The sequence below is a fragment of the Arthrobacter rhamnosi genome (assembly GCF_054510975.1).
In genome coordinates, this window is the sequence record NZ_JBTNDN010000001.1 from 789,529 (window position 1) to 811,199 (window position 21,671).

General features: G+C 69.6%; 23 protein-coding genes and 1 riboswitch. Of the genes, 6 read left to right on the forward strand and 17 right to left on the reverse strand.

Annotated features, from left to right (window positions below; all coding sequences use genetic code 11):
* Positions 1-2: 2 nt before the first annotated feature.
* The 5 genes from rpmG to ACX80J_RS03685 form a co-directional block, all read right to left on the reverse strand.
* The gene (gene rpmG / locus ACX80J_RS03665; protein WP_019481734.1) at positions 3-170 is read right to left on the reverse strand and encodes a 50S ribosomal protein L33; all 168 of its coding nucleotides are present in this window, start codon (positions 168-170) and stop codon (positions 3-5) included.
* Complete coding sequence (gene rpmB / locus ACX80J_RS03670; protein WP_043441573.1) at positions 170-406, reverse strand: 50S ribosomal protein L28; 237 nt, start codon at positions 404-406, stop codon at positions 170-172. Before rpmB ends, rpmG begins: the two co-directional genes overlap by 1 nt.
* Positions 407-711: 305 nt before the next feature.
* Entirely contained in the window at positions 712-1,854 is a 1,143-nt protein-coding gene (locus ACX80J_RS03675; RefSeq protein ID WP_459346846.1) for a glucose-1-phosphate adenylyltransferase family protein, read from the reverse strand.
* A 22-nt stretch (positions 1,855-1,876) separates the two neighbouring features.
* Positions 1,877-2,446 (reverse strand): MarR family winged helix-turn-helix transcriptional regulator, encoded by a 570-nt coding sequence (locus ACX80J_RS03680; RefSeq protein WP_459345292.1) that lies wholly within the window; start codon positions 2,444-2,446, stop codon positions 1,877-1,879.
* A 97-nt stretch (positions 2,447-2,543) separates the two neighbouring features.
* Positions 2,544-3,326, reverse strand: coding sequence for an SGNH/GDSL hydrolase family protein (locus ACX80J_RS03685; protein WP_459346847.1), 783 nt, complete (start codon positions 3,324-3,326; stop codon positions 2,544-2,546).
* A gap of 81 nt (positions 3,327-3,407) precedes the next feature.
* Here ACX80J_RS03685 and ACX80J_RS03690 point away from each other — a divergent pair, with 81 nt between their 5' ends.
* Positions 3,408-4,415, forward strand: coding sequence for a diacylglycerol/lipid kinase family protein (locus ACX80J_RS03690; RefSeq protein WP_459345294.1), 1,008 nt, complete (start codon positions 3,408-3,410; stop codon positions 4,413-4,415).
* An 18-nt stretch (positions 4,416-4,433) separates the two neighbouring features.
* Here ACX80J_RS03690 and ACX80J_RS03695 read toward each other — a convergent pair whose 3' ends face one another.
* From ACX80J_RS03695 to ACX80J_RS03725, 7 genes are all read right to left on the reverse strand, one after another.
* A complete protein-coding gene (locus ACX80J_RS03695; protein WP_459345295.1) occupies positions 4,434-5,195 on the reverse strand; it encodes a M23 family metallopeptidase in 762 nt (253 codons plus the stop codon).
* A 3-nt stretch (positions 5,196-5,198) separates the two neighbouring features.
* A riboswitch (cyclic di-AMP (ydaO/yuaA leader) is annotated at positions 5,199-5,397 on the reverse strand.
* Between the two features lie 170 nt (positions 5,398-5,567).
* A complete protein-coding gene (locus tag ACX80J_RS03700) occupies positions 5,568-6,617 on the reverse strand; it encodes a siderophore-interacting protein (RefSeq protein ID WP_459346848.1) in 1,050 nt (349 codons plus the stop codon).
* Entirely contained in the window at positions 6,614-7,528 is a 915-nt protein-coding gene (locus ACX80J_RS03705; protein ID WP_459346849.1) for an ABC transporter ATP-binding protein, read from the reverse strand. Before ACX80J_RS03705 ends, ACX80J_RS03700 begins: the two co-directional genes overlap by 4 nt.
* Before the next feature lie 2 nt (positions 7,529-7,530).
* The gene (locus tag ACX80J_RS03710; protein WP_459345430.1) at positions 7,531-8,469 is read right to left on the reverse strand and encodes a FecCD family ABC transporter permease; all 939 of its coding nucleotides are present in this window, start codon (positions 8,467-8,469) and stop codon (positions 7,531-7,533) included.
* Between the two features lie 134 nt (positions 8,470-8,603).
* A complete protein-coding gene (locus tag ACX80J_RS03715; RefSeq protein ID WP_459346850.1) occupies positions 8,604-9,668 on the reverse strand; it encodes a FecCD family ABC transporter permease in 1,065 nt (354 codons plus the stop codon).
* 120 nt (positions 9,669-9,788) lie between these two features.
* Positions 9,789-10,799 carry a glutathione S-transferase family protein gene (locus ACX80J_RS03720; protein WP_459346851.1) on the reverse strand — a complete coding sequence of 337 codons (1,011 nt, stop codon included), beginning with the start codon at positions 10,797-10,799 and terminating at the stop codon, positions 9,789-9,791.
* Between the two features lie 77 nt (positions 10,800-10,876).
* Entirely contained in the window at positions 10,877-11,995 is a 1,119-nt protein-coding gene (locus tag ACX80J_RS03725; protein ID WP_459345300.1) for a YihY/virulence factor BrkB family protein, read from the reverse strand.
* 119 nt (positions 11,996-12,114) lie between these two features.
* Between ACX80J_RS03725 and ACX80J_RS03730 the strand changes: the two genes are divergently transcribed.
* Positions 12,115-13,206 (forward strand): NAD-dependent epimerase/dehydratase family protein, encoded by a 1,092-nt coding sequence (locus ACX80J_RS03730; RefSeq protein WP_459346852.1) that lies wholly within the window; start codon positions 12,115-12,117, stop codon positions 13,204-13,206.
* 40 nt (positions 13,207-13,246) lie between these two features.
* Here ACX80J_RS03730 and ACX80J_RS03735 read toward each other — a convergent pair whose 3' ends face one another.
* Positions 13,247-15,316: a sensor histidine kinase gene (locus tag ACX80J_RS03735; protein WP_459346853.1), complete on the reverse strand. Its 2,070-nt coding sequence runs from the start codon at positions 15,314-15,316 to the stop codon at positions 13,247-13,249.
* A gap of 159 nt (positions 15,317-15,475) precedes the next feature.
* A complete protein-coding gene (locus ACX80J_RS03740) occupies positions 15,476-16,519 on the reverse strand; it encodes an NAD(P)-dependent alcohol dehydrogenase (RefSeq protein WP_459346854.1) in 1,044 nt (347 codons plus the stop codon).
* A 234-nt stretch (positions 16,520-16,753) separates the two neighbouring features.
* Between ACX80J_RS03740 and ACX80J_RS03745 the strand changes: the two genes are divergently transcribed.
* On the forward strand, positions 16,754-18,136 hold the full coding sequence (locus ACX80J_RS03745) for a dihydrolipoyl dehydrogenase family protein (RefSeq protein WP_459346855.1): 1,383 nt from the start codon (positions 16,754-16,756) through the stop codon (positions 18,134-18,136).
* On the opposite strand, the gene ACX80J_RS03750 is transcribed toward ACX80J_RS03745, so the two are convergent.
* Positions 18,133-18,726: a nitroreductase family protein gene (locus tag ACX80J_RS03750; protein WP_459345305.1), complete on the reverse strand. Its 594-nt coding sequence runs from the start codon at positions 18,724-18,726 to the stop codon at positions 18,133-18,135. The two genes, ACX80J_RS03745 and ACX80J_RS03750, sit on opposite strands and share 4 nt — an antisense overlap.
* Before the next feature lie 192 nt (positions 18,727-18,918).
* Between ACX80J_RS03750 and ACX80J_RS03755 the strand changes: the two genes are divergently transcribed.
* From ACX80J_RS03755 to ACX80J_RS03765, 3 genes are all read left to right on the forward strand, one after another.
* Entirely contained in the window at positions 18,919-19,209 is a 291-nt protein-coding gene (locus ACX80J_RS03755; protein WP_459346856.1) for a hypothetical protein, read from the forward strand.
* A 157-nt stretch (positions 19,210-19,366) separates the two neighbouring features.
* Complete coding sequence (locus ACX80J_RS03760) at positions 19,367-19,726, forward strand: hypothetical protein (RefSeq protein WP_459345307.1); 360 nt, start codon at positions 19,367-19,369, stop codon at positions 19,724-19,726.
* A gap of 101 nt (positions 19,727-19,827) precedes the next feature.
* Entirely contained in the window at positions 19,828-20,094 is a 267-nt protein-coding gene (locus ACX80J_RS03765; RefSeq protein ID WP_459345308.1) for a DUF6480 family protein, read from the forward strand.
* 69 nt (positions 20,095-20,163) lie between these two features.
* Here ACX80J_RS03765 and ACX80J_RS03770 read toward each other — a convergent pair whose 3' ends face one another.
* On the reverse strand, positions 20,164-20,490 hold the full coding sequence (locus ACX80J_RS03770) for a PRC-barrel domain-containing protein (protein WP_459345309.1): 327 nt from the start codon (positions 20,488-20,490) through the stop codon (positions 20,164-20,166).
* Between the two features lie 83 nt (positions 20,491-20,573).
* Entirely contained in the window at positions 20,574-21,623 is a 1,050-nt protein-coding gene (locus ACX80J_RS03775; RefSeq protein WP_459346857.1) for an iron-siderophore ABC transporter substrate-binding protein, read from the reverse strand.
* Between the last annotated feature and the right edge of the window lie 48 nt (positions 21,624-21,671).

Consider the following 21,671-nt stretch of genomic DNA (forward strand, 5'->3'; position numbering starts at 1 on the left):
GTTTAGCGCTCCTCTCGGAATTCGACGTGCTTGCGGATCTTCGGGTCGTACTTCATCAGGACCATGCGGTCCGGATCGTTACGACGGTTCTTGCGCGTCACGTAGGTGTAGCCCGTACCAGCGGTGGACTTCAGCTTGATGATCGGACGTACGTCCTTGTCCTTTGCCATTAGAGCTTCACTCCCCTCGCGAGGATGGACGCCACGACAGCGTCGATGCCGCGGACGTCAATCGTCTTGATGCCGCGGGCGGAGACCTGCAGCGTCACGTTGCGGCGCAGGGAAGGCACGTAGTAGCGCTTCTTCTGAATGTTGGGGTCGAACCGGCGCTTGTTGCGGCGGTGCGAGTGCGAAATGCTGTGTCCAAAGCCGGGCTCGGCTCCGGTCACTTGGCAGTGGGCTGCCATAACTCTCCTCCAGATTAGATGAACGTGACGGAATCACTTGTTGAGCGTCCCGCCACCAGTAATGACACCGTTATTACTGCAGCTTTCCGGAGGTTGACCTGGCAGGGTGAGAACCTGCCGAAGCGCCTCGCCGCGGGGAAGACGGTGAAGATTAGGCGGGCGCGGCCTTGCGGCCGGCACAGCCTTAAATTCTAGGTAGTCACGGGTAGCTGGGCAAATCCCGGCCCGTCCTGGAACGGGTCGGCATTGGCCACAGCCAAACGCCCTACCATACTACCGACAGGATCCGGCTCGACCAAACCGGGTCAGTCGGTGCGCCGCCCGTCCCGGTCGACGACGGCGGGAGCGTCCGGTCCGGCGCCCACGCGCTGCCCGGAGACGTCGGCACCCGAGTCGATGATCGCGTTCCTCACGTGCGTGCCCTCCCTCACCCGGACCCGGTTCAGCAGGACGGAGTCCTCGACGACGGCGCCGGCCTCGACCGTGGCCCCGGAGCCGATCACGCTCCTGCGGACGGTCCCGTACACCGCCGCGCCGGGGGCCAGGAGGGAATCGGCCACGACGGCGCCCTCCCCGAGGAAGGCCGGAACCACCTGCGGGGGCTCCGTGAGGATGGGCCAGTCCGGGTCCGCGAGGTCCAGGCCCTTGCCGTCCACCAGGTCGAGGTGGGCCCGCAGGTAGTTTGCCGGCGTGCCGAGGTCCCGCCAGTACCCCTCGAGCCTGTGCTCGACGACGGATCCCCGCTCGACGAGGTGCGGCACGAGGTGGTGACCGTAGTCCCCGAGCCCGTCCCGGTCGTCCTGCAGGTGCCCGAGCGCATCGAGGAGCGTCGCTGCCGTGTAGAGGAAGACCTCCGCCGCGACGATCCTCGTCTGCGGCTCCTCGGGCTTGTAGGCGAAACCTGTCACCCTGCCGTCGTCGTCCACCGCGACGACGCCGTGGTTGGAGGCGTCGCCGTCGAAATCGACCGTGACCATGGTCAGGGCCGCCCCCGTACGGAGATGGGTGTCGACGACGTCGCGGTAGTCCAGGCGGTACAGGTGGTCGGAGCTCAGCACCAGGACCAGATCCGGCGCGAAGTCGCGGATGAAGGCGGCCTGGCGGAGCAGGCCGTCGGCGTTCCCCTCGGCGAATCCCTCCCCCTCGTGGCCGCTGAAGGGAGGCAGCACCAGCAGCCCGCCGCGCGTACGGTCGAGGTCCCAGGGCCGGCCGTTGCGGAGGTGGTCGTTGATGGTCTTGGGCTGGTACTGCTCCATGACCCAGACATCGGAGATCCCGCTGTGGTGCAGGTTCGACAGGGAGACGTCGATCAGCCGGAAGCTGCCGGCCAGGGGCATGGCCGGTTTGGCCCGGTGGTGGGTCAGGGCGCCGAGGCGCCCTCCCGCTCCACCCGCCAGCACGATCGCGAGGATGCGGGGCTGGTGCCCGAACTGTGCGCGCTGGTCCATCTGCCGTCCTTGTCCTGCCGGGTCACTGCCCGGTGGTGAGTGCCTCATGATCGGAGGCCGGTCCCCCGTGGAGGGAGGGGGACGCGGGACCCAGAACGGCGGCCTCGGCCGCCGCTTCGCCGTCGGACAGGATCCAGTGGGCGCCGTCCATACCCCGGAGGATCTTGCGGCCCACCCTCTCCAGGTCCGCGACGTCCTGTCCGTCCAGGGCGTCGAACACCGTGGAGCGGACCTGCGCGACGTGGGACACGGCGAGTTCGGTCAGCGTCTCGAGCCCTGCAGGGGTGAGCGAGGCCGTGGTCACGCGCCCATCGGAGTCGGAGGGCAGCCTCGTGACCCAGCCCCGGGCCTCCAGCTTCTTCACCACGTGGCTCAGGCGTGAGAGCGACGCCGCCGAGCGGGCGGCGAGTTCGCTCATGGGCAGGCGCGTCCCTTCCGACTCGGAGAGCATCGCCAGCACGTGGTAGTCGAACAGGGTGATCCGGGCCTCACGGAACAGCTGGGCGTCGAGGGATGCCGGGAGCAGGGCCGTCAGCGCGTAGAGAGCCAGCCATGCCCGCCGCTCGTCGGGTGTGAGCCATTGCGCCGCCATCCGCTCATTCTGGCACACGCCCTCCCCTGCCCCGTAGAGGGCCTCCGGCCCCCTCGCCGGGTTGCGGCTGGGGCGGGGACCGTACTCGCGCAGGCCCTCAGACCCGGGTGGATGCCCGGTGCGGGTGGACCGGGACGGGGTACTTCGCGGTCAGGGCATCTCCGGAGGAGACTCCGCGCAGGCGCCTGCCGACCCACGGCGTGACGTATTCGCGCGCCCACTGCGCGTCCGCCCGCAGCTGCTCCATCCGCCGAAGGGCCGGGCGCGCATCGAGCTCCGGCAGGTCGATGGCATGCGAGGCCTTCATGGCCTCTAGGACCCGGGCGGCCATGAGCGTGTGTCCCGCCGTGGACATGTGCATCCGGTCGACGTCCCAGTACCTCCAGTCCTGGAACTCGCGCAGGCGCCAGTAGTCGACGATCGTGGCCTCGCGCCTGTCCGCGATCTCACGCACCCACTCGTTGTACACCGCGGTGCGCCCGCGGGTCTTGCCGAAGACGGCCGACCCCGAGGTATCGAAGCCGGTGAAGAGCACGACGTCGGCTCCCGCGTCGCGGAGCCTGCCGATGCCGTCGTCGTAGGAGGACATCAGCCGGTCGATGTCCACCCGGGGGCGCAGGATGTCGTTGGCGCCGGCGTAGAGGGTGACGAGCGTCGGCTCGAGCGCCAAAGCCGCGTCGACCTGCTCGTCGAGGATCTGGCGCATCTTCTTGCCGCGGATGGCGAGGTTCGCGTAGCCCCAGGACTCGTCGGCCAGGATGAGCTGCTCGGCCACCCGGTCGGCCCAGCCACGGACACCGTTGGGGGACCCCGGGTCCCAGTCACCCACCCCTTCGGTGAAGGAATCGCCAAGGGCCACATAACGCTGGGGAAAGGTCACCGTCAAAGATTACCCTCGGCACCGACGGCCCCCGGGATAAGCTCGACGGAGCCATCCGTTGACACCCGCACGAAGGACATCATGCCCGACGCATCCCCCGACGCGACTCCGGACGCGACTCCGGACACGGCTCCGGACACCGGATCGCGCGGCCGACGTGCCGCGCTCATCATCAATCCCATCAAGGTCACCACCGTCGACGTGCAGGGCGCTGTCCAGCGCATCTCCGCCGAGGACGGCTGGGAGGAGCCCCTGGTCATCGAGACCACCGCGGACGACCCCGGGCACGGCCAGGCACGCGAGGCCCTCGACGCCGGAGTGGACCTCGTGATCGCGGCAGGCGGGGACGGCACGGTGCGCTGCGTGGCCGAGGAACTCGCGGGGACCGGCACCATGATGGCCCTCGTCCCGCTGGGCACCGGCAACCTGCTGGCCCGCAACCTCGACATCGCCATCGACGATCCGGATGCCGCCGTCGAGGCCGCTTTCCGCGGGACCGAGCGCACCATCGACGTGGTGCACGTGACGGTGGACCGGGCGCAGGACGCGCACGTGTTCCTGGTCATGGCCGGCATCGGGTACGACGCCGCCATCATGTCGGACACGCGCGACGACCTGAAGGACAAGGTGGGCTGGCTGGCCTACGTCGACGCCGGGATCCGCAACCTGCCGGGCAGGCCGGCGCGCACCACCATCTCGGTGGACGGCGGCAGGTCCTTCGAGCGCCGCTTGCGCAGCGTGATGGGCGGCAACTGCGGCAAGATCATGGGCGGCCTCGAGATCTTCCCGGGCGCGAAGATCGACGACGGCCTGATGGACCTCATGACCCTGGCACCCCGGGGGAAGTTCGGCTGGCTCGCCGTCGCCGGGAAGCTGTTCACCCGCGGCAAGGGCAAGGACCCGTCCCTGGAGTACTTCCAGTGCCGCACGGCCGAGGTCACGCTGCACGAACCGCTGGAGGTGCAGCTCGACGGCGATCCCCTCGGCAAGGCCACGCACATGGCGTTCGAGGTGAAGCCGGATTCGCTGCGCCTGCGGATGCCGCTGGGGTACAAGGACCCCGCCGTCGTCAGTGAGCCGCTGCCCTAGCAGGGGAGGATCGGCCGGCTACAGCCAGGGCTTCGGGTCGACCTTCTTGTCGTCGACCATCACCTCGAAGTGGAGGTGGCAGCCGGTGGAGTTCCCGGTGCTGCCGACCGCCCCGAGGGCTTCCCCGCGCTTCACCGTGGTGCCGGCTGGCACGTCGAGGGCGCTCAGGTGGTTGTAGGTGGTCTTCAGGCCGTCGCCGTGGTCGACCACGATGCGCTGGCCCCCGCCGTAGGCATGCCAGCCGGAGTCGACGACGGTGCCGGCATCCGCTGCCTTGACCGGCGTCCCGCAGGCGCCGGCGAAGTCCAGGCCCTCGTGGAGTTCGTCCGAGGCCCCACTCACGGGGTTGACGCGGTAGCCGAAGGTGGAGGCAACGACCGGGTTGTCCACCGGAGCCCCGAAGGCCTTGCGGTCCTGGAGCGCGGGAGTGAGTTCGGCGGAGAGGGCCCGGGCACTCGCGATGGCCGGGGCGACACCCTCCACCGCCCGACCGGCACCCTCGAGGGTGAAGGTCACCGGCGCTTCCGCAGCAGCCGTGACGGCCTGCATGCCTGCTGCAGGGGTGGCCGCCGTCGTTGCCGAGGGTGCGACGGCACCCAGCAGCAGTCCCGCCGAGGCAATGAAGAGGCCGGCCGTAGCGGCGTTTCCGCGCAGTCGCGCGAACGCCGTCGTACCTCCGGCTCTTTCGTGCCGGAGGTCGCGGCGCGTCGGCTGCGAAACCCACTGAAGGGCGCGATCGTCGGAGGCGCGATGGCGCTCGGGCAGAACGGTATGGAGCAACTGCTTACCTCTCTGGAACGCCGGCGAAGTTAGCTGTCGGATTCGAGCAAGAGTTGACTCGGCCCCTCTGCGCGGCCCTCCACCGCGGGAATGCCGCAGGCGGGGCCGGACTAGCATGGAAGGGCTTCACCCCGAGGCGGTTCAAGCCGCCGGAACGTGGGTCCTCCACCCCTGTCACAGTGTGTTCAGGCGGTCCGCTGACAGGGTTAGGCGTACGGACCTGGATCTGGAATCCAGCTTTGACTGCTTAAAACAGTAGGTCAGAGCGCACGATGTTACAATTTCGTTATCGCATCTGGGGATAAATGTGATAAAGGTCGCCCGATACCCGACGTGGTGCAGGAAGCGGTCCGGAACGGTTCGACGGCTGGATCAGGCCAGTTCCGCGCGCCCCTTGCGCCAGTAGCCCATGAACGCGACCTGCTTCCGGTCCACGCCCACGTCCCGCACCAGGTAGCGCCGCAGCCCGCGCACGACGGCAGCCTCACCGGCGATCCACGCGTAGAAGGGCTGCGTGCCGGAGGGGCGCCCGGGATTGACCGTCGACTGCACGACGGCCGCGTCGAGCAGCTGCGGGGTCTCCCAGAGGATGGTCCCGTCGACATCGACATCCTCGGGCTCGCTTCCCCCCTGGACATCCGGGCCCGAGAGCGACACCCATCCCGGCACGCGCACCGCGTCCCGCACGGCTGCCTCCAGCAATTCGCCGTGCGGCTTCCCCGCCCGGGCCAGCCAGGTGACGGTCACCGCCGACCGCGTCGCGATCGGCTGGACGTCCTGCAGGTCCGGGACCTCGAGGAACGCGGAGCCGCTGATGTCCTCGGGGAGTGCCTCGAGGATGGCGCTGATGGCCGGTACTGCCGTCTCGTCCCCGGCGAGGAGGACGTGCTGGGCGAGGCCGGGGCTCCACTCGATGCCTCCGTACGCACCCGCCGTCCTGCACTGCGCCGCTGACGCGTTGGGGCCGATCATGCAGACCCGGTCGCCGGGCCGGGCAGCCGCGGCCCACTCCGACGCCGGGCCGCCGCGACCGTCGTCGTCGAGGTGCAGGACGAAGTCGACGTCGATCTCCGTCCGCGGGCCCCGCCGGCGCGCGGTGCGCACGGTGTAGGTGCGCATGAACCCGCGCTCCTCCGCCTCCATGCCGAGCCACAGCTGGTACCAGTTCGATGCGTTCCCGCGCTCCATGAGGCCTGCGATATCGGGGCACTGCCGGCCGGCCGACGGGATGATGACCTTGATCCGGAGGTCGAGGCTGTCCCCGGCCACCCCGAACGCCTCGAGGCACGCACCGCCGAAGGTGATGCGCCGGAAGGTGGCACCGAGGTCCTGCACGGCCGTGACGACGACGTCGAACGCCAGCACCATCGGTTCGGTGTCGGCGGCGGTACGCCGCGCGCTGCGCCGGGTCATCTCGGTCATGATGCTGCCTCCACGGGGGCCGGAACGGTGTCCTGGGGATTGGGTCGGTAGCCCCGGGCCTGCTCGCCGGCGGGGGACGTCCGGGCACGGACGGGCGACGGGCCGTGGTACCTGCCGATGGGAACCACCATGGGTGTGCCGGACACGGGATCCTCGACGACCCGGCACTCCAGGTCGAACACGCCGGACACCGTCTCCTGGGTGACGACGGCGGCCGGCGGCCCCTCGGCCACGATCCGGCCGTCCCGCATGGCGATCAGGTGGTCGGCGTAGCGCGCGGCCAGGTTGAGATCGTGCAGCACCATGACGACGGTGGTGCCCGAACGCCGGTTGAGGTCGGTGATCAGGTCGAGGACCTCGATCTGGTGCGTGACGTCGAGGAAGGTGGTGGGCTCGTCGAGGAGCAGGATCCCCGTCTGCTGGGCGAGGGCCATGGCGATCCACACGCGCTGGCGCTGCCCGCCGCTCAGCTCGTCCACCGTACGGTCGGCGAGGGCGAGCGTGCCCGTGGCCTCGAGGGCGCTCGCCACGGCGTCGTCGTCCTCGGGCGTCCACTGGCGGAACCAGCCCTGGTGGGGGTACCGGCCCCGACCCACGAGGTCGGCGACGCTGATGCCGTCCGGAGCGACCGGGGTCTGCGGGAGAAGCCCGAGGACGCGTGCGACGGCCTTCGTGGACTGCTCCTGGATGTCCGACCCGTTGAGCACCACGGTGCCCCCGGCCGGCTTGAGCAGCCGTGCGAGCCCGCGCAGCAGCGTCGACTTGCCGCACGCGTTCGCGCCGACGATCACCGTGACCCGTCCGGGCGGCAGGTCGACGGAGAGGGCGTCGACGACGGTGCGCTCGTCGTAGGCAAGCGTGAGGTCCTCGGCGGACAGTGCCGCCGCTCCGGGGTCCTGGCGCGGAGCCATTGTCAGCCTCCCTGGCCTGATCGGTTCGCCGTGGCGAGCAGCCACAGCAGGAACGGCGCCCCGAGCGCGCCGGTGACGACGCCGACGGGCAGCGACGTCCCGGGAACGAGGTTCGCGGCGACGAAGTCCGCCGCGAGGACGATGACGGCACCCACGAGGGCCGCCATCGTCAGCGACGGTCGGTTGCCGAGCAGCCGGCGTGCGATCGGCCCGGACAGAAAGGCGACGGAGGCGATCGGCCCGGCCGCGGCGGTGGCGACCGCCGCGAGGGCGACGGCGGTGGACATCAGTCCCAGCCGCGACGCCTCGACGCGTACCCCGAGACCGGCTGCGGCGTCGTCGCCCAGCTCCAGGCCCTGCAGGCTGCGCGAGAGGACGGCCGTGGCGGGCAGGAGGAACGCCAGGGCGGCAGCCAGCACGGTGGCGCGGTCCCAGTTGCTCGCATTGAGCGAGCCGGTGAGCCAGAGCAGCGCTTCGGTCGCCGTGCGGAGATCGGTGCGGGTGATCAGGAAACTCACCAGCGCGTGCATCAGCGCCGCGCACCCGATGCCGACGAGGATGAGCCGGTAGCCGGCCACTCCCCCGCGGCGTGCGATGAGGTAGATCGCCGCGGCGACCACCAGCGCGCCGGTGAGCGCCGAGAGTGACACCGCGGCGCCCGCGGCCCCGAAGAGGACGATGGCCGTGACGGCGGAGGCGCTCGCCCCGTAGCTGATGCCGATGATGTCCGGACTCGCCAGCGGGTTCCGCAGCATCGTCTGGAAGACCGCGCCGGCGACGCCGAAGGCCAGGCCCACCAGGACGCCGGTCACGGCGCGGGGCAGCTTGTTCTCGAGGACGATGAAGCTGGCCCCGGGGATGTCGGCGCCGCCGAGGATCCGGAAGAAGTCGGGGATGGTCACAGTGTAGGAGCCGAGCAGGACGGTGACGGCGAACAGCACGACGACGACGCCCGCGGCGGCACCGACGCGGACACCGTTGCTCCGTCGGCGGCGCGCGCGGACGAGCGCGAGCCGGGCGGCCGGGGCGGCCGGAGGAGTGAACGGGGAACCGGGGCTGCGGTGGAGCGAGGTGCTCACAGCTGCGCCATCCTTCGCCGGCGCACGAGCCAGATGAAGAAGGGGGCGCCGACCACGGCCGTCATGATGCCCACCTGCACCTCGCCCGGCGGCAGGATGACCCGGCCGAGGATGTCGGCCCCCAGCAGCAGGACGGGTCCGAGAAGTGCGGAGAACGGCAGGATCCAGCGGTAGTCCGCCCCGACCGCGAGCCGCACCATATGCGGGATCACGAGGCCCACGAAGGCGACCGGTCCGGCAGCGGCCGTTGCCGCGCCGCACAGGACCACGACGCCCAGTGCTGTGACGCCACGCGCCAGGTGCACGTTCTGGCCGAGTCCGCGCGCGACGTCGTCGCCCAGCGCCAGACTGTTGAGGACCTTGCCCGTTCCGAGGGTCAGCACGAGTCCTCCGAGGAGGAACGGGGCCACGGCGGCGATGACGTCCCACCCCCGCCCGGACAGCGTGCCGACCTGCCAGAAGCGGAAGGCATCCAGGGTCTCCTGGCTCGAGACGAGGACGGCGTTCGTGAGGCTCGCGAGTCCCGCCGCCAGTGCGGCGCCGGCGAGGGCGAGCTTCACCGGCGTCGCGCCCTCACGGCCTAGGCTCGCCACGGCGTAGACGGCGAGCGCCGCGGCGCCCGCGCCGGCGAAGGCGAACCAGATGTAGCCGGAGGCACTGCTGAGCCCGAAGAGGTAGATGCCGACGACGACCGCGAGCGAGGCCCCGGCGTTGAGCCCGAGGATGCCGGGGTCCGCGAGCGGGTTCCGGGCGATGCCCTGCAGGGCGGCGCCGGCGGTCGCCAGCGCTGCGCCGACGAGCAGCCCGATGACGGTCCGGGGGACGCGGGAGAGCACGACGGCCTGGTCGCCGTTGGCGGGATCGAAGGCGGTGACGGCGTCGATCATCGTGGGAAGGCCCACGGAACGGGCCCCGATGGTGAGCGAGGCGAGGCAGCATGCGAGGAGGACCACCGCCGCGAGAAGGAGTTTCACCAGGGCCCGCCGCGTTGAGGACCGGCGGACGGCGGGGCGGGAATCCCCGGCGGGCGCGGGGCGCAGGGAGGAGGCCTGGACTGCCATGGAGCCTCCCTCAGACGGACGATCGGTCTGAAGTAAGGCTAGCCTATGCTCCGTGCCATTAAGAAACGAGTTTGTTCCCTAATGCCCCGCGGCAGGGCCGCCGCGAATGCCGCGGCAGCCCTACGCGCCGGCGGGCGGCGTCCCGTCCCCGAAGGGCCGTCCGCCGAGGGACTCCCGGCCGTGCGCCGTGGTCCACCCCGCCAGGTCCGGCCCCTTGGGCACGATCCCGGTCGGATTGATGTCCTCGTGGACGATGTAGTAGTGCTTCTTGATCTGCTCGAAGTCGATCGTGTCACCGAACCCCGGGGTCTGGAACAGGTCCCGGGCGTACCCCCAGAGCGCGGGCATCTCAGTGAGCTTGTTCCGGTTGCACTTGAAGTGGCCGTGGTAGACGGGATCGAAGCGGACCAGTGTCGTGAACAGTCGGACGTCGGCCTCCGTGATGGTGTCCCCGACGAGGAACCGCTGCGTGGACAGGCGGCCCTCGAGCCAGTCCAGGGCCGTGAACAGCCGGTCGTAGGCGGCGTCGTAGGCCTTCTGGGAGCCCGCGAAACCGCAGCGGTACACGCCGTTGTTCACCTCGGTGAACACCCGCCTGTTGACGGTGTCGATCTCCCCGCGGAGCTCCTCCGGGTACAGGTCCGGCGCGCCCTCGCGGTGGAAGTCCTTCCACTCGCTGGAGAAGTCGAGCGTGATCTGCGGGAAGTTGTTGGTCACCACCGCACCCGTGGTGGTGTCCACGATCGCCGGGACCGTGATGCCGCGCGAGTAGCCGGGATCGCGCTTGAAGAACGCCTCCTGCAGCCGCTCGATGCCGAGCACAGGGTCGCGGCCGTCCGGGTCGAGGTCGAAGGTCCAGGAGCGGCTGTCGTGCGTGGGCCCCGGCGTGCCGAGGGAGATGGCGTCCTCGAGTCCGAGGAGCCGCCGGACGATGATGGCGCGGTTGGCCCAGGGGCAGGCCCGAGCAGCGATGAGGCGGTAGCGCCCGGCCTCAACCGGGTAGCCGTCGGCGCCGTCGCGCGTGATCCTCGTCTCGATGTACTGGGTGTCGCGGGTGAACTCCTCCCCGGAGGTCACGTAGGACCCTTTGGTGCTGTGCTCGGACGTGTCAGCCTGCTGGGTGTCGGACATACCGCCAGTCTAGGACGGCGGACATGCAGGAGGCCCGGCCGTTGACACGTCCGGGCCTCCTGTGCGTCGAGGGTCGCCTACCGTCCGGCGGCCTCGCGACCGTACTTCTCGCGCAGCTCGCGTCCCGCGTTGACGAGCTTGCGGTGCTTCTCGTGCTTCTTTTCGGCGGCCTTGCTGTCGCGGGGCGGCAGCTGGATGCTGTCCTCGGCCTCGAGGCCTGCCTGAAGTTCACGGCCGCGTTCCGTCTCGGCGTCGAACTCGACACCGAACAGGAGCGACAGGTTCGCCAGCCAGATCCAGAGGAGCAGGACGATCACGCCGGCGATGGCGCCGTACGTCTTGTCGTAGTTGCCGAAATTCGCGACGTAGAGGGAGAACGCCGCCGTGGTGATCGCGAGGACGAGCAGGGCGATGAAACCGCCCAGGCTCATCCAGCGGAACTTGGGCTGCTTGATGTTCGGTGCACCGTAGTACAGCACGGCGATCATGAGCACGGCGAAGAACACGATGACGGGCCACTTGGCGATGTTCCAGATGGTGAGTGCGGTTCCACCGAGGCCGATGGTGTTCCCCACCGCTTCGGCAACCGGACCCGACAGGACGAGCATGAGGCCCATGATCACGATCAGCACGAGCACGACGACGGTGATGAGGAGCATCTGCGGGCGGAGCTTGAAGAAGCCACGGCCCTCCTCCACCTCGTACACCCGGTTCATGGCGCGGGAGAAGGCGTTGACATACCCCGAGGCCGACCAGATGGCACCCAGGAGGCCGATCACGAAGGTCAGCCCGGCCGCCTGGTTGGAGGCGAGGCCCTCGATCGTCGGCTTGATCGTCTTCACGGCGTCGGCCGGGGCGAACTGGCCGACGATCTCCAGGACTTGGTTCGTCGTGTTCTGGGCCTGACCGAACAGACCGAGGAGGGACAGCAGGGCGAGGATGCCCGGGAAGATCGCGAGCACCGCATAGTAGGTCAGCGCGGCGGCCAGGTCGGTGCACTGGTCCTTGCCGAACTCGTTGAGCGACCGCTTGAAGATGTATTTCCAGGCCGGCTTCGCGACGTCACCCGGATCGTCGGGCTTGCGGGGATCATTGGGGTCGGGCGCGGCCTGCGCCTTCTTGCCCGCCTCACTCTGCGGGTCGCTGCTTACCCTGCTGTTACTGCTCACGGATTCCTCCCGGTCAGGCCCTGACATCGATGTCAGCCGCCATCGACGGCTGTACGTTTCCTTCCACTGCACCATAAGCTTACTTAGTAGTCCAGTTCGGATCAGCACACACCCCATCTCCCGCAACCGCCCGCCAGGAGTACAGCATGCGCATCGCAGTCATCGGCGCCACCGGAAACGTGGGCACGGCGGTCCTCTCCCGCCTCCAGCGGGCAGCCCGCGACCGGGAGGCGATCCAGCGGTCCGGCTACGACACGGCGGAGGACGCGGGCGGCATCTCGCTCACCGCGATCGCCCGTACCATCCCGGATACCGCTCAGGAACCCTACGACGGCGTGGACTGGCACGCCATCGACGTCGGGACGGACGAGGGCCGGGATGCCCTGACGCTCGCGCTCGCGGGGGTGGACGCCGTAATACACCTCGCCTGGGCTATCCAACCGAACCGGGACGAGGCCGCCATGCGCCGTACCAACGTCACCGGTACGGCTAACGCGCTCCATGCCGCCGGCACCGCCGGCGTGCGTCATTTCGTGTGTGCGTCCTCCGTCGCCGCCTATTCCCCCTCGGACAAGGACACCCGCAGGGACGAGTCCTGGCCGACCGACGGTGTGCAGTCTTCCCAGTACAGTCGCCAGAAAGCCGAGCAGGAACGCCTGCTGGACGGCTTCGAGCGGGACCACCCCGAGATCCCCGTGGCACGCCTGCGCCCCTCACTGATCTTCCAGGACCCCGCGGGCAGCGAGGTGGGCCGCTACTTCCTGGGGCCGCTCGTCCCGAAGATCCTGCTCGGCGGCCTGCCCCTGCCCCTCCTGCCGATCCCGTCGAGCTTCATCTTCCAGGCCGTCCACGCCGCGGACATCGCGGAGGCCTACTGGCGGGTGGTGGCGCGGCGCGCGTCCGGAGCGTTCAACATCGCCGCCGAGCCCGAACTGACACCGGAGCGCCTCGCCGACCTGCTCGGCGCGCGCCGAGTGATCGGACTACCGACACGCCTGCTGCGGTGGATCGTCGGCGCGAGTTGGAGGCTCCACATCCAGCGCACCGACCCGGGCTGGATCGACCTGGCGGCACAGAGCCCCGTCCTGGACACCACCAGGGCCAGGACGCAGCTGGGGTGGGAGGCACAGCATTCCTCGCGTGAGGCGATGGCCGAGATCCTGGCCGGGATACGCAGCGGCAGGGGCCACGCCGGCTCTCCCAAGATGTACCCGCGCCGGGCCCCGGACGCGACCTGACGCCGCGGCAGCCGGGAAGCCTCCGACGGCGGAGCGCAGCCTACGGCGCCGGGACCCGGGGGGCGTCGTCCGCGTCGACCAGTGGGATGCCCTCGGGTAGCTGATCCGGCGACCCCGGCAGGCTGACAGTGAATTCGGCGCCGCCCTCCTCCACGTTGCGGACCCTGATCCAGCCGCCATGGCTCTCGGCGATGCGGCGGCAGATGGCAAGGCCGAGGCCCGTCCCCGTGGCCTGGCCGAGCCCGTTCTCCGAGCGGTGGAACTCCTCGAAAACGCGATCGAGATCGCCCTCGGGGATACCGATGCCGTTGTCGCGCACCTGGACGAGGGTCCTGCCGGTGGCCGGGTCGGCCGACGTCGCCACACTGACCCGTCCCGTGCCGTCGGTCCGCCCGTACTTCATGGCATTGCCCACGAGGTTCTCCATGAGCTGCAGGAAGAGGCGCTCGTCGGCGTAGACGGGGCGCGTCGCATCGACGTCGAACCGGACAGCGGGAAGCTGCGTGCCCGGGAGCACCGCCCGCAGGTCGAAGATGCCCTCGACCACGCGGGCCACGTCGACGCGGGAGGCCGTGAGCTTCTCCTCCTTGGCGAGGCTGTAGGCCAGGAGGTTGCGGATGAGATTGCGCATGCGGACGCTCGCCTGCTGCAGGCGCTCGATGCTGGCCTGCCGCTCGGCCGGCGGCAGGTTCGGATCCTCGAGCATCTCGAGCCACCCGTCGAAGACCGTGAGCGGCGTCAGGAGGTCGTGCGCGACGACGGACGCGAAGCGCCCGAGGTCGCGCTGGTACGCGCGCTCTTCGGTGACGTTGCGCATCACCACGACCGCGCCACGCTCACCGGGCAGGGGCATCGCGTCGACGGACAGGTGCAGTACCTCTCCGGAACAGTGCGTGAGGTCGATGTCCATCCGCTCCGTCACCGTCCCGTCCAGTGCGAGAAGCAGGGGATTGTCGGCCTCGTCGATCTGCCCTCCGCCGGGGGTTGTGGCCTCGTAGTCCCGCCGCCACACCTCACCGGGGCGGGCGGTCCCCGGGCCCAGCCAGCGTTCGCTCGCCGCGTTCTGGAAGATCAGCCGCTTGTCCGGTCCCGCGACGAGGACGCCGTCGTTCATCCTGCCGATCACGAGGTCGCGGAGGTCCGCCGCGGCCCGCGCCTCCTCGTTGGCACTGTAGAGGCGGTCGATGAGGCGACGCCGCTCGTCCATGCTGAGCGCCAGGACGGCGGACAGCGAGAACGCGATGAACATGAAGGACTGCGCCACGTAGGCGGAGACGTCGGCATCGAGGTCCTGGAAGGGCCCACGACCCGCAAGGGTGAAGAAGACCAGGAACGCGCCGCATACGAGGCCGTGCAGCATGGCCCATCCGGACCGGAGCCGGAGACCTGCCCACATGTGGGCGGGGATGGTCGTGTAGGCGATGGGCAGGGTGGCACTCGCCCCGAACGTGGCGACGTAGAGGATCACGGAGGCCAGGACCAGGAGTGCGTACTCGCCACGTTGCGCGACGGTGAGGGGCGGGCGGGGACCGCCCGTCGCGCGGCTTCTGATGCTCGAAGCCGCCACGATCCCGAGGGAGCCGATCGCGGTCAGGGACACCGCGTGGCGGACCAGCCATGGGACGAAGGCGGAGAACGGCTCCACCGAGCCCTCCAGGGCGACGCCGACGACGATGAACAGCGCGCCGACCGAACAGGCGCCGAGGGCTATGACACCCAGACGGAGGTACTCCCCCACACTCTGCACGCGCAGGGCCGGGACCAGCCGACGGAAGAAGTAGGCGGCGACAGCGGTCTGCGCCACACTCCCCAGCGCCACGGCCAGGGCAAGGGCGACACTGAGGCCGGTCGAGAGGTTGACCGCGGCAAGGACGGGAACGGTGGCGGTCAGTGCAATGGTGAGGTCGCGCCGCGACCTGGAGGCCCACAACCCCCAGAGGAAGTTGATGCCCGCTGCAGGCCACACGAGGGCGAGACCCGAGGACTCGAGGGTGCTGTGGCGTCCGAAGACGGCGGCCATGGCGAGCATCAGGGCGAACAGGACGTGGAGGGTCGCCGGGGACAACGCTGCCAGTCTCCCCGCGACCGCCTGCATCCGCCCCACGCCCATGCCCTTACCCGTTCAGAAGAATCCTGCCGCGGTCTGACCGGAACCGGCGGCGCGGGGCCGGAATTGGCCACCGCCGCTCAGCTTACTGGCTGGTACCTTCCTGCGTGTGCTCCCCCGCGGGGCGGGGCGCCCGCCGGCGCCGCGCCCCGTGAGTGCGGATCAGGCGAGGGTGGCCGCGTCGATCACGAAGCGGTAGCGCACGTCGGAGGCGAGCACGCGCTCGTAGGCCTCGTTGATGGCATCGGCCGGGATGAGCTCGATCTCGGGCGCGATGCCGTGCTCGGCGCAGAAGTCCAGCATCTCCTGGGTCTCCCGGATGCTGCCGATCCCGGATCCCGCGAAGGAGCGCCGCTGGTTGAACAGCGTGAACACGTGCAGGGGAAGGGCGTCCGCCGGGGCCCCCACGTTGACCATGGTCCCGTCCAGGCCGAGGAGCGAGAGGTAGGCGTCGAGGTCGATCTTCGCGCTCACGGTGTTGATGATGAGGTCGAAGGTGTTCGCGAGCTGCTTGAAGGTGTCGGGGTCGCTCGTGGCGTAGTAGCACTCGGCCCCGAAGCGCTTGCCGTCGTCCTCCTTGCTGAGGGTCTGGGACAGGACGGTGACCTCGGCGCCCATGGCGTGCGCGATCTTGACGGCCATGTGCCCGAGTCCGCCGAGTCCCACGACGGCGACCTTCTTTCCCGGTCCCGCGTTCCAGTGCGCGAGCGGCGAGTAGGTTGTGACACCCGCGCACAGGAGGGGCGCGGCGGCCTCGTAGGGGATGCTCTCGGGGACCGACAGCACGAAGTCCTCGACGACCACGATGTGGGTGGAGTAGCCGCCCTGGGTGATCGAGCCGTCGCGGTCCACTCCGGCATAGGTCCCGGTGTTGCCGTTCAGGCAGTACTGCTCCTCCCCCTGCCGGCAGTTCGCGCAGGTGCGGCAGGAATCCACCATGCAGCCGACACCCACACGGTCTCCGACCGTGTGCAGGGTGACCTCGCTACCGGCCTCCTCGACGACGCCGACGATCTCGTGACCGACGGTGAGCGGGTACTGCTGGGGTCCCCACTCGCCCCGCACGGTATGGATGTCGGAGTGGCAGATTTCCGCGTACGCGATCCTGATCAGCACGTCCTTCGGTCCGACGTCGCGGCGCTCGATGGTGGTCGGTACGAGCGGATCCGTTGCGGACGGGGCGGCATAGGCGTTGACGGTCTTCATGGGTTCCTCCTGGAGGATCGGTGGCAACGAGCGGGGCGCTACCGGTCCCAGGGCCCGCGCGTCACCGCTGTCCAGCCGGACGGGGTCGTCCTACTGATTCGCTGACCGAACCACCCTAGGACGAAATGGGGCGGGAGCGGGAGTTCCGCGAGGGCTTGCGACGCCGGCGTTGTGGGTCCTGCCGTGGGCGGGGAGGATGGCAGGAGACACCCGGACGGACTGAAGGAGCTTCTCATGGACTACCTGTTCGACGTCCTCGTCATCGGTGGTGGCCCGGCGGGCATGGCAGCCGCCACCCGTGCGGCGGAACTCGGAGCCCGCACCGCCGTCGTCGAGCGTTCGGCACTCGGCGGCACCTGCGTGAACTCGGGCTGTGTCCCCACGCGCGTGCTCGCCAAGACCGCCCGCCTGTTCCGCGAGGTCCGCACGGCCTACGACTACGGAATCGTGGTGGCCGAGCCCAGTGTCGACTGGGACCGGACGGTGCAGCGGGTGCGCTCCACCGTCGCGCGGGTCCTCGAGGCCAAAGGGTACGGGCCCACCATGGAGCGCCTGGGCATCGAACTGATCGAGGGCGACGCCGAACTCACCGGGGCGCACAGCGTCTCCGTGGGCGGGCGGGAGGTCACGGCCGCGTCGATCATCCTCTGCATCGGCGGCAGCGGCCGGCGCCTGCCGATCGACGGGGCCGAGCACGCCGTGCTGCCCCACGAAGTGCTGACGCTGGAGAGCCTGCCAGGCTCGGTGGCCATCATCGGCGGCGGGCACACCGGCGCGCAGCTGACCACCATCTTCGATGCGATGGGCTCGGACGTCCTCCTGCTCGACCTTGCACCCCGGATCCTGATGACGGAGGACGAGGACGTCGCGGCGACCGTCACCGCGAGCTTCAGGGGCAAGGGGATCCGGGTGGAGACCGGGATCGGCGGGATCGACAGCATCCGGAAGGAGGCGGACGGCCTCAGCCACGCCTGGCGGCGCGACGGCGAGCCGCAGTCCCGGCGGGTGGACGCGGTTCTCATGGCGGCCGGGTGGCCGGCGAACCTCGCAGGGCTCGGCCTCGACGCGGCCGGGGTGCAGGCCGCGCGCTCCTTCATCCCGGTGGACGAGTACCTGCGCTCCAACGTCCCGCACATCTTCGTGGCCGGCGACGCCAACGGCAGCAGCATGCTGGTCCAGGCGGCCGTCTTCGAGGGCGAGACCGCAGCCGAGAACGCCGTGCTGGGTGCCACGCGCACCACGCCGCACCACCTCCTGCCCGAGGGTGGCTTCACCGACCCGGACTACGCGGGAGTGGGGCTCACCGAGGCGAAGGCGAGGGAACGGGACGCGGAGTGCCACGCCGTCACGGTCCCGTACGCCGCCGTCGAACGGCCCATCATCGACGATCGCGAGCAGGGCTTCCTCAAGCTGGTCGTCGACCGGCGCCGCGAGCTGATCCTCGGCGCGCACGCCGTCGGCGAGAACGCCGTCGAGGTCATTACCGCTGTGGCTTCCGCCATGGCGGCCGGCACCGACCTCGCGACGCTCGCCCGCGTGAAGTTCGCCTACCCCACGTACAGCGCGGTCATCGGGCAGGCGGCGAGGTCGGCCCTGCACGGTCAGGTGCAACCCTAGCTGCGGACGAGCACCAGCTCCTCCAGCGGAAGACGCCTGCGGGGTGCGGTCTCGCGCTCGGCCAGGGCTTCGGGGAGCTTGTCCGCCTCGTCGACCGTGCCCACCGCCGTGATGGTCATGGGCTTCATGTTGTCGGGCAGGTCGAACGCGGCGACGATCCTGTCCCACTCGACCCCTGCCATCTGGTGCGTCACGAGGCCCTCCGCCTCCGCCTGCACGCTCAGGTGCGCCACTGCCTGCCCGAGGTCGTACTCCGCGTAGGGGCGCACGTCGCCCTCGACGGAGGACGTCTCGGCGATTCCCACGATCAGGGCCGAGGCGTTGTGCGCCCAGGCGGCGTTGAAGCCCACGAGGGCCGAGACGATCGTGTCGAAGGCTGAGGTCCCGCGGCGGGCGACGATGAAGCGGCGGGGCTGGTTGTTGCTCGCCGACGGCGCCCAGCGCGCCGCTTCGAGCAGCGCATCCAGCTGGTCCTCCGAGACGGTGGCCTGCGGGTCGAAGGACCGCGGGCTCCAGCGCTCGGCCAGCTCGGGAAGGATGGGAACGCGGGTATCCGCGCTGCGGGTGGTGATGGCAGAACCGAGTGTCATGCGTGCTCCTGTGCTTGATCCGTACGTGTTCGACGGCGCACCGTTGAGCCTCGTGTCGCACAACAATGAAGCCCCCCGTGACATTCCGCCCCGGAACAGCAGGTGCCGCGGAGGAACACCACGCATCCCGATCATCGAATACATGTTCTATTCTTGGTCGGTACGCAGGAGACGGACAGAAGGACACCGGGCATGGCAGCACAGGCGGTTGGCGCAGGCGACGATGCACCGCGGGCACTCGACGAGCCGGCGGCGGTCCGCTTCACGTCGGCGGCTCGCCCCCTCGCGTTGCGGTGGCACGGCTCCATCTGGCAGGTCGTCGGCGACCCCGTCCCCGAACCCGTAGCCCGTGCCCGGACCGCTACGCCGCCCGCCTGGCTGTTCACCGCCCAGACCGGGCCAGCCTCCCCCGTCCTGCACTTCAGGATCCGCTTCGACGCCCGGCGCGACGAGTGGCGGCTGCTCAGCGTCGGGAGCAACTGACGGCGGCCCTCGCGCTACGTTCTTCTGCGTCCTGCGGCCGGGGCGTATCGATGCTTATTGTTAACCGGATACCACGTGCTGCCCTACGGAACGCACTGCTACAGTGGCTGTCACCCGGAAGGAAAGGGTACTTGGTTCCCCAACGGGAGGTAGGACGATGGCGACGACCGACAGGAAATTCACCGCCACCGAGGAGTCGACGAGCAAGCACCCGCATGATTGGGGGCGCGCCATGGCGGTTGCCATCTGCCGGCTCGCGGACATGGCGCGGGAAGCCGGCGACCCCGTGCACCACGAAGCGCTGATCGGTGAAGACCTCCACCTCTTCGTGGAGGACACAGAGGACGGCGTGAACATCACGATGTCCTGGACCCCTCGCGAGCAGGGCACGGTGCCGCCGGCGCTTCCAGCTGGCGACAGCGCGGACGGCGACGAATCGGGTGACGACGATCCGCACAGCGCCTTCGGCCAGCGGTTCGACCCGACGGGCGGCAGCACCGCGGGACTGGGCCAGTAACACCGACGCGGCGTGGGGGACAGCCCCCGTATCGCTAAGCAGCCTTAGTTTCTGCGGGGTATGGTGAGGGGAACGACCCGACCAGCCACGCGGAGGACAGCATGAGTGAACGCCCGGACCCGTTAAATGCAGGAAATCCCGACCCGCTGGAGAGCCATATCACCGGCCTCGAGCCCGGTGGCGGTGTGCCGCCGGGCGAAACGCCGCCGGCAGAGTCCAGCACGGCGTGGCAGCAGCAGGGACATGCGGACGAGGAGAAGACCTCGAAGGGCCGCCAGGCACTCTGGGTCACCATCATCGGGATCGTGGTCGTGCTGGCGCTGCTCTACTTCGTCGGCTACATCGTGGGAATCGTCAACCTCTTCTAGGTCTTCCGGCACTACACGAAGCCCCCGTCCGCCGGAGCGGACGGGGGCTTCGTGGTCCAGCCGAGGCGCCTAGGGTGCCTCGGCGCCGTCGCGGAGCCGGTAGTAGTCGATCAGCGCCGACTCCTCCTCCGCCGAGAGTTCGATATCGCTGAGGGCGCCCGGCGCATTGGTGATCTGGTCCTTCGTCCACGCGAGATGGAGGGCGTCGCCCTCGAAGTGCGAGTTCGCCAGGGGCACATAGTGCTTGCGTGAATTCAGCAGTCCGGTGGACACCGTGACCCAGGCCGGGATGCCCGACTCCTTCTCGAGGTGCACCTGGTTGACGTCACCGAGCTTCTTGCCGTTGCTGTCCCACGCCGTCGCGGCCTGGAGCTTGTTGATTTCCGCCTGAGCCATTGGAATTCCCTTTCATCGCACCAAGAGTCGGTTCATCGTCCATTCCAGCCCAGATGCAGCCGGAGGGCAATCGGCAGGTTGCGTCAGGCCTTGTCCGCGGCCTCGCCGAGCATCGGCAGGAAGCGGTCCAGCGCCCAGACCAGGCTCAGGGGGTTGGCAGCGGAGATGGAGAGCGTCAGGGTGTTGTCGCTGTCCGCGACCAGCGCGCCCTTCTCCACGGCCGGGATCTGACCGAGGAGCGCATCGCCGGCAATGGCATCCTTGGTGGCCTCGTCCGCGACCCAGGTGACGAAGATGTCCGAGTCCAGTTCGTTGGCGCGCTCCGCGGACCAGGGGATGAAGAACTCCTCGGACCCCTTCGTGTTCTCGGTGACGACGTCTGCCTGCACCATCCCGAGCTCGGCCAGGAACCTCGGCCGGTTGTCGTTCGCCGTGTAGACGCTGACACCGTCCGCGCTGCCGGGCTCGAGGTTGCCGTAGATGAAGGTCTTGCCCTCGAGCTGCGGGTACTCGGCAGCAGCGTCCGCGATGGCCTGCTCCGTCTCCGACACCAGCTGCTCGGCGTCCGCGGACAGGCCGAGCGCCTTCCCGATGATGCGCGTGGAGTCCTGCCACGCGGTCCCGTAGGCCACCTCCGGGTAGGCCACGACGGGCGCGATCTTGCTCAGGGTGTCGTAGTCCTCCTGGGACAGTCCGGAGTAGGCGGCGAGGATGACGTCGGGGTTCGTGGCCGCGATGTCGTCGAAGGCGATGCCGTCGGTCTCGGAGTACTGCACGGGGGCGTTCTCGGTCCCGATCGCCGCATCCAGCTCCTCGAGCTTGGCGTCCTTCCACGGCGTCGACTGGTTCTCGTTGCCGCCGTAGGAGTCGGCGGGCATGCCGACAGGAACGACGCCGAGGGCGAGGGACACGTCCGCATTGACCCAGGACACCGTCGCCACGCGCTCGGGCTTCTCGGCGAGGGTGGTCTCACCGAAGGCGTGCTCGATCGTGACGGGGAAGGCGTCGGCGGAGGCGCTGGTGCCGCCGGTAGCTGCGGTTCCACTGTTGGCCGGGCCGGTGGAACAGGCGGAGAGGGACAGGACGGCGATGGCAGCAGCGGCGAACAGGCTGCGCAGGCGGGAGGGGGCCATGAGGCTCCTTGGCTTCTACGGCCTCGCGGAGGCCTGGGGGACGGGATA

Excerpts from the sequence above, each read along its gene's own strand:
- rpmG (WP_019481734.1), bottom strand. The coding sequence starts at position 170 with ATGGCAAAGGACAAGGACGTACGTCCGATCATCAAGCTGAAGTCCACC.
- rpmB (WP_043441573.1), bottom strand. The coding sequence starts at position 406 with ATGGCAGCCCACTGCCAAGTGACCGGAGCCGAGCCCGGCTTTGGACAC.
- ACX80J_RS03675 (WP_459346846.1), bottom strand. The coding sequence starts at position 1,854 with ATGGACCAGCGCGCACAGTTCGGGCACCAGCCCCGCATCCTCGCGATC.
- ACX80J_RS03680 (WP_459345292.1), bottom strand. The coding sequence starts at position 2,446 with ATGGCGGCGCAATGGCTCACACCCGACGAGCGGCGGGCATGGCTGGCT.
- ACX80J_RS03690 (WP_459345294.1), top strand. The coding sequence starts at position 3,408 with ATGCCCGACGCATCCCCCGACGCGACTCCGGACGCGACTCCGGACACG.
- ACX80J_RS03700 (WP_459346848.1), bottom strand. The coding sequence starts at position 6,617 with ATGACCGAGATGACCCGGCGCAGCGCGCGGCGTACCGCCGCCGACACC.
- ACX80J_RS03705 (WP_459346849.1), bottom strand. The coding sequence starts at position 7,528 with ATGGCTCCGCGCCAGGACCCCGGAGCGGCGGCACTGTCCGCCGAGGAC.
- ACX80J_RS03715 (WP_459346850.1), bottom strand. The coding sequence starts at position 9,668 with ATGGCAGTCCAGGCCTCCTCCCTGCGCCCCGCGCCCGCCGGGGATTCC.
- ACX80J_RS03720 (WP_459346851.1), bottom strand. The coding sequence starts at position 10,799 with ATGTCCGACACCCAGCAGGCTGACACGTCCGAGCACAGCACCAAAGGG.
- ACX80J_RS03725 (WP_459345300.1), bottom strand. The coding sequence starts at position 11,995 with ATGTCAGGGCCTGACCGGGAGGAATCCGTGAGCAGTAACAGCAGGGTA.
- ACX80J_RS03730 (WP_459346852.1), top strand. The coding sequence starts at position 12,115 with ATGCGCATCGCAGTCATCGGCGCCACCGGAAACGTGGGCACGGCGGTC.
- ACX80J_RS03735 (WP_459346853.1), bottom strand. The coding sequence starts at position 15,316 with ATGGGCGTGGGGCGGATGCAGGCGGTCGCGGGGAGACTGGCAGCGTTG.
- ACX80J_RS03740 (WP_459346854.1), bottom strand. The coding sequence starts at position 16,519 with ATGAAGACCGTCAACGCCTATGCCGCCCCGTCCGCAACGGATCCGCTC.
- ACX80J_RS03745 (WP_459346855.1), top strand. The coding sequence starts at position 16,754 with ATGGACTACCTGTTCGACGTCCTCGTCATCGGTGGTGGCCCGGCGGGC.
- ACX80J_RS03750 (WP_459345305.1), bottom strand. The coding sequence starts at position 18,726 with ATGACACTCGGTTCTGCCATCACCACCCGCAGCGCGGATACCCGCGTT.
- ACX80J_RS03755 (WP_459346856.1), top strand. The coding sequence starts at position 18,919 with ATGGCAGCACAGGCGGTTGGCGCAGGCGACGATGCACCGCGGGCACTC.
- ACX80J_RS03760 (WP_459345307.1), top strand. The coding sequence starts at position 19,367 with ATGGCGACGACCGACAGGAAATTCACCGCCACCGAGGAGTCGACGAGC.
- ACX80J_RS03765 (WP_459345308.1), top strand. The coding sequence starts at position 19,828 with ATGAGTGAACGCCCGGACCCGTTAAATGCAGGAAATCCCGACCCGCTG.
- ACX80J_RS03770 (WP_459345309.1), bottom strand. The coding sequence starts at position 20,490 with ATGGCTCAGGCGGAAATCAACAAGCTCCAGGCCGCGACGGCGTGGGAC.
- ACX80J_RS03775 (WP_459346857.1), bottom strand. The coding sequence starts at position 21,623 with ATGGCCCCCTCCCGCCTGCGCAGCCTGTTCGCCGCTGCTGCCATCGCC.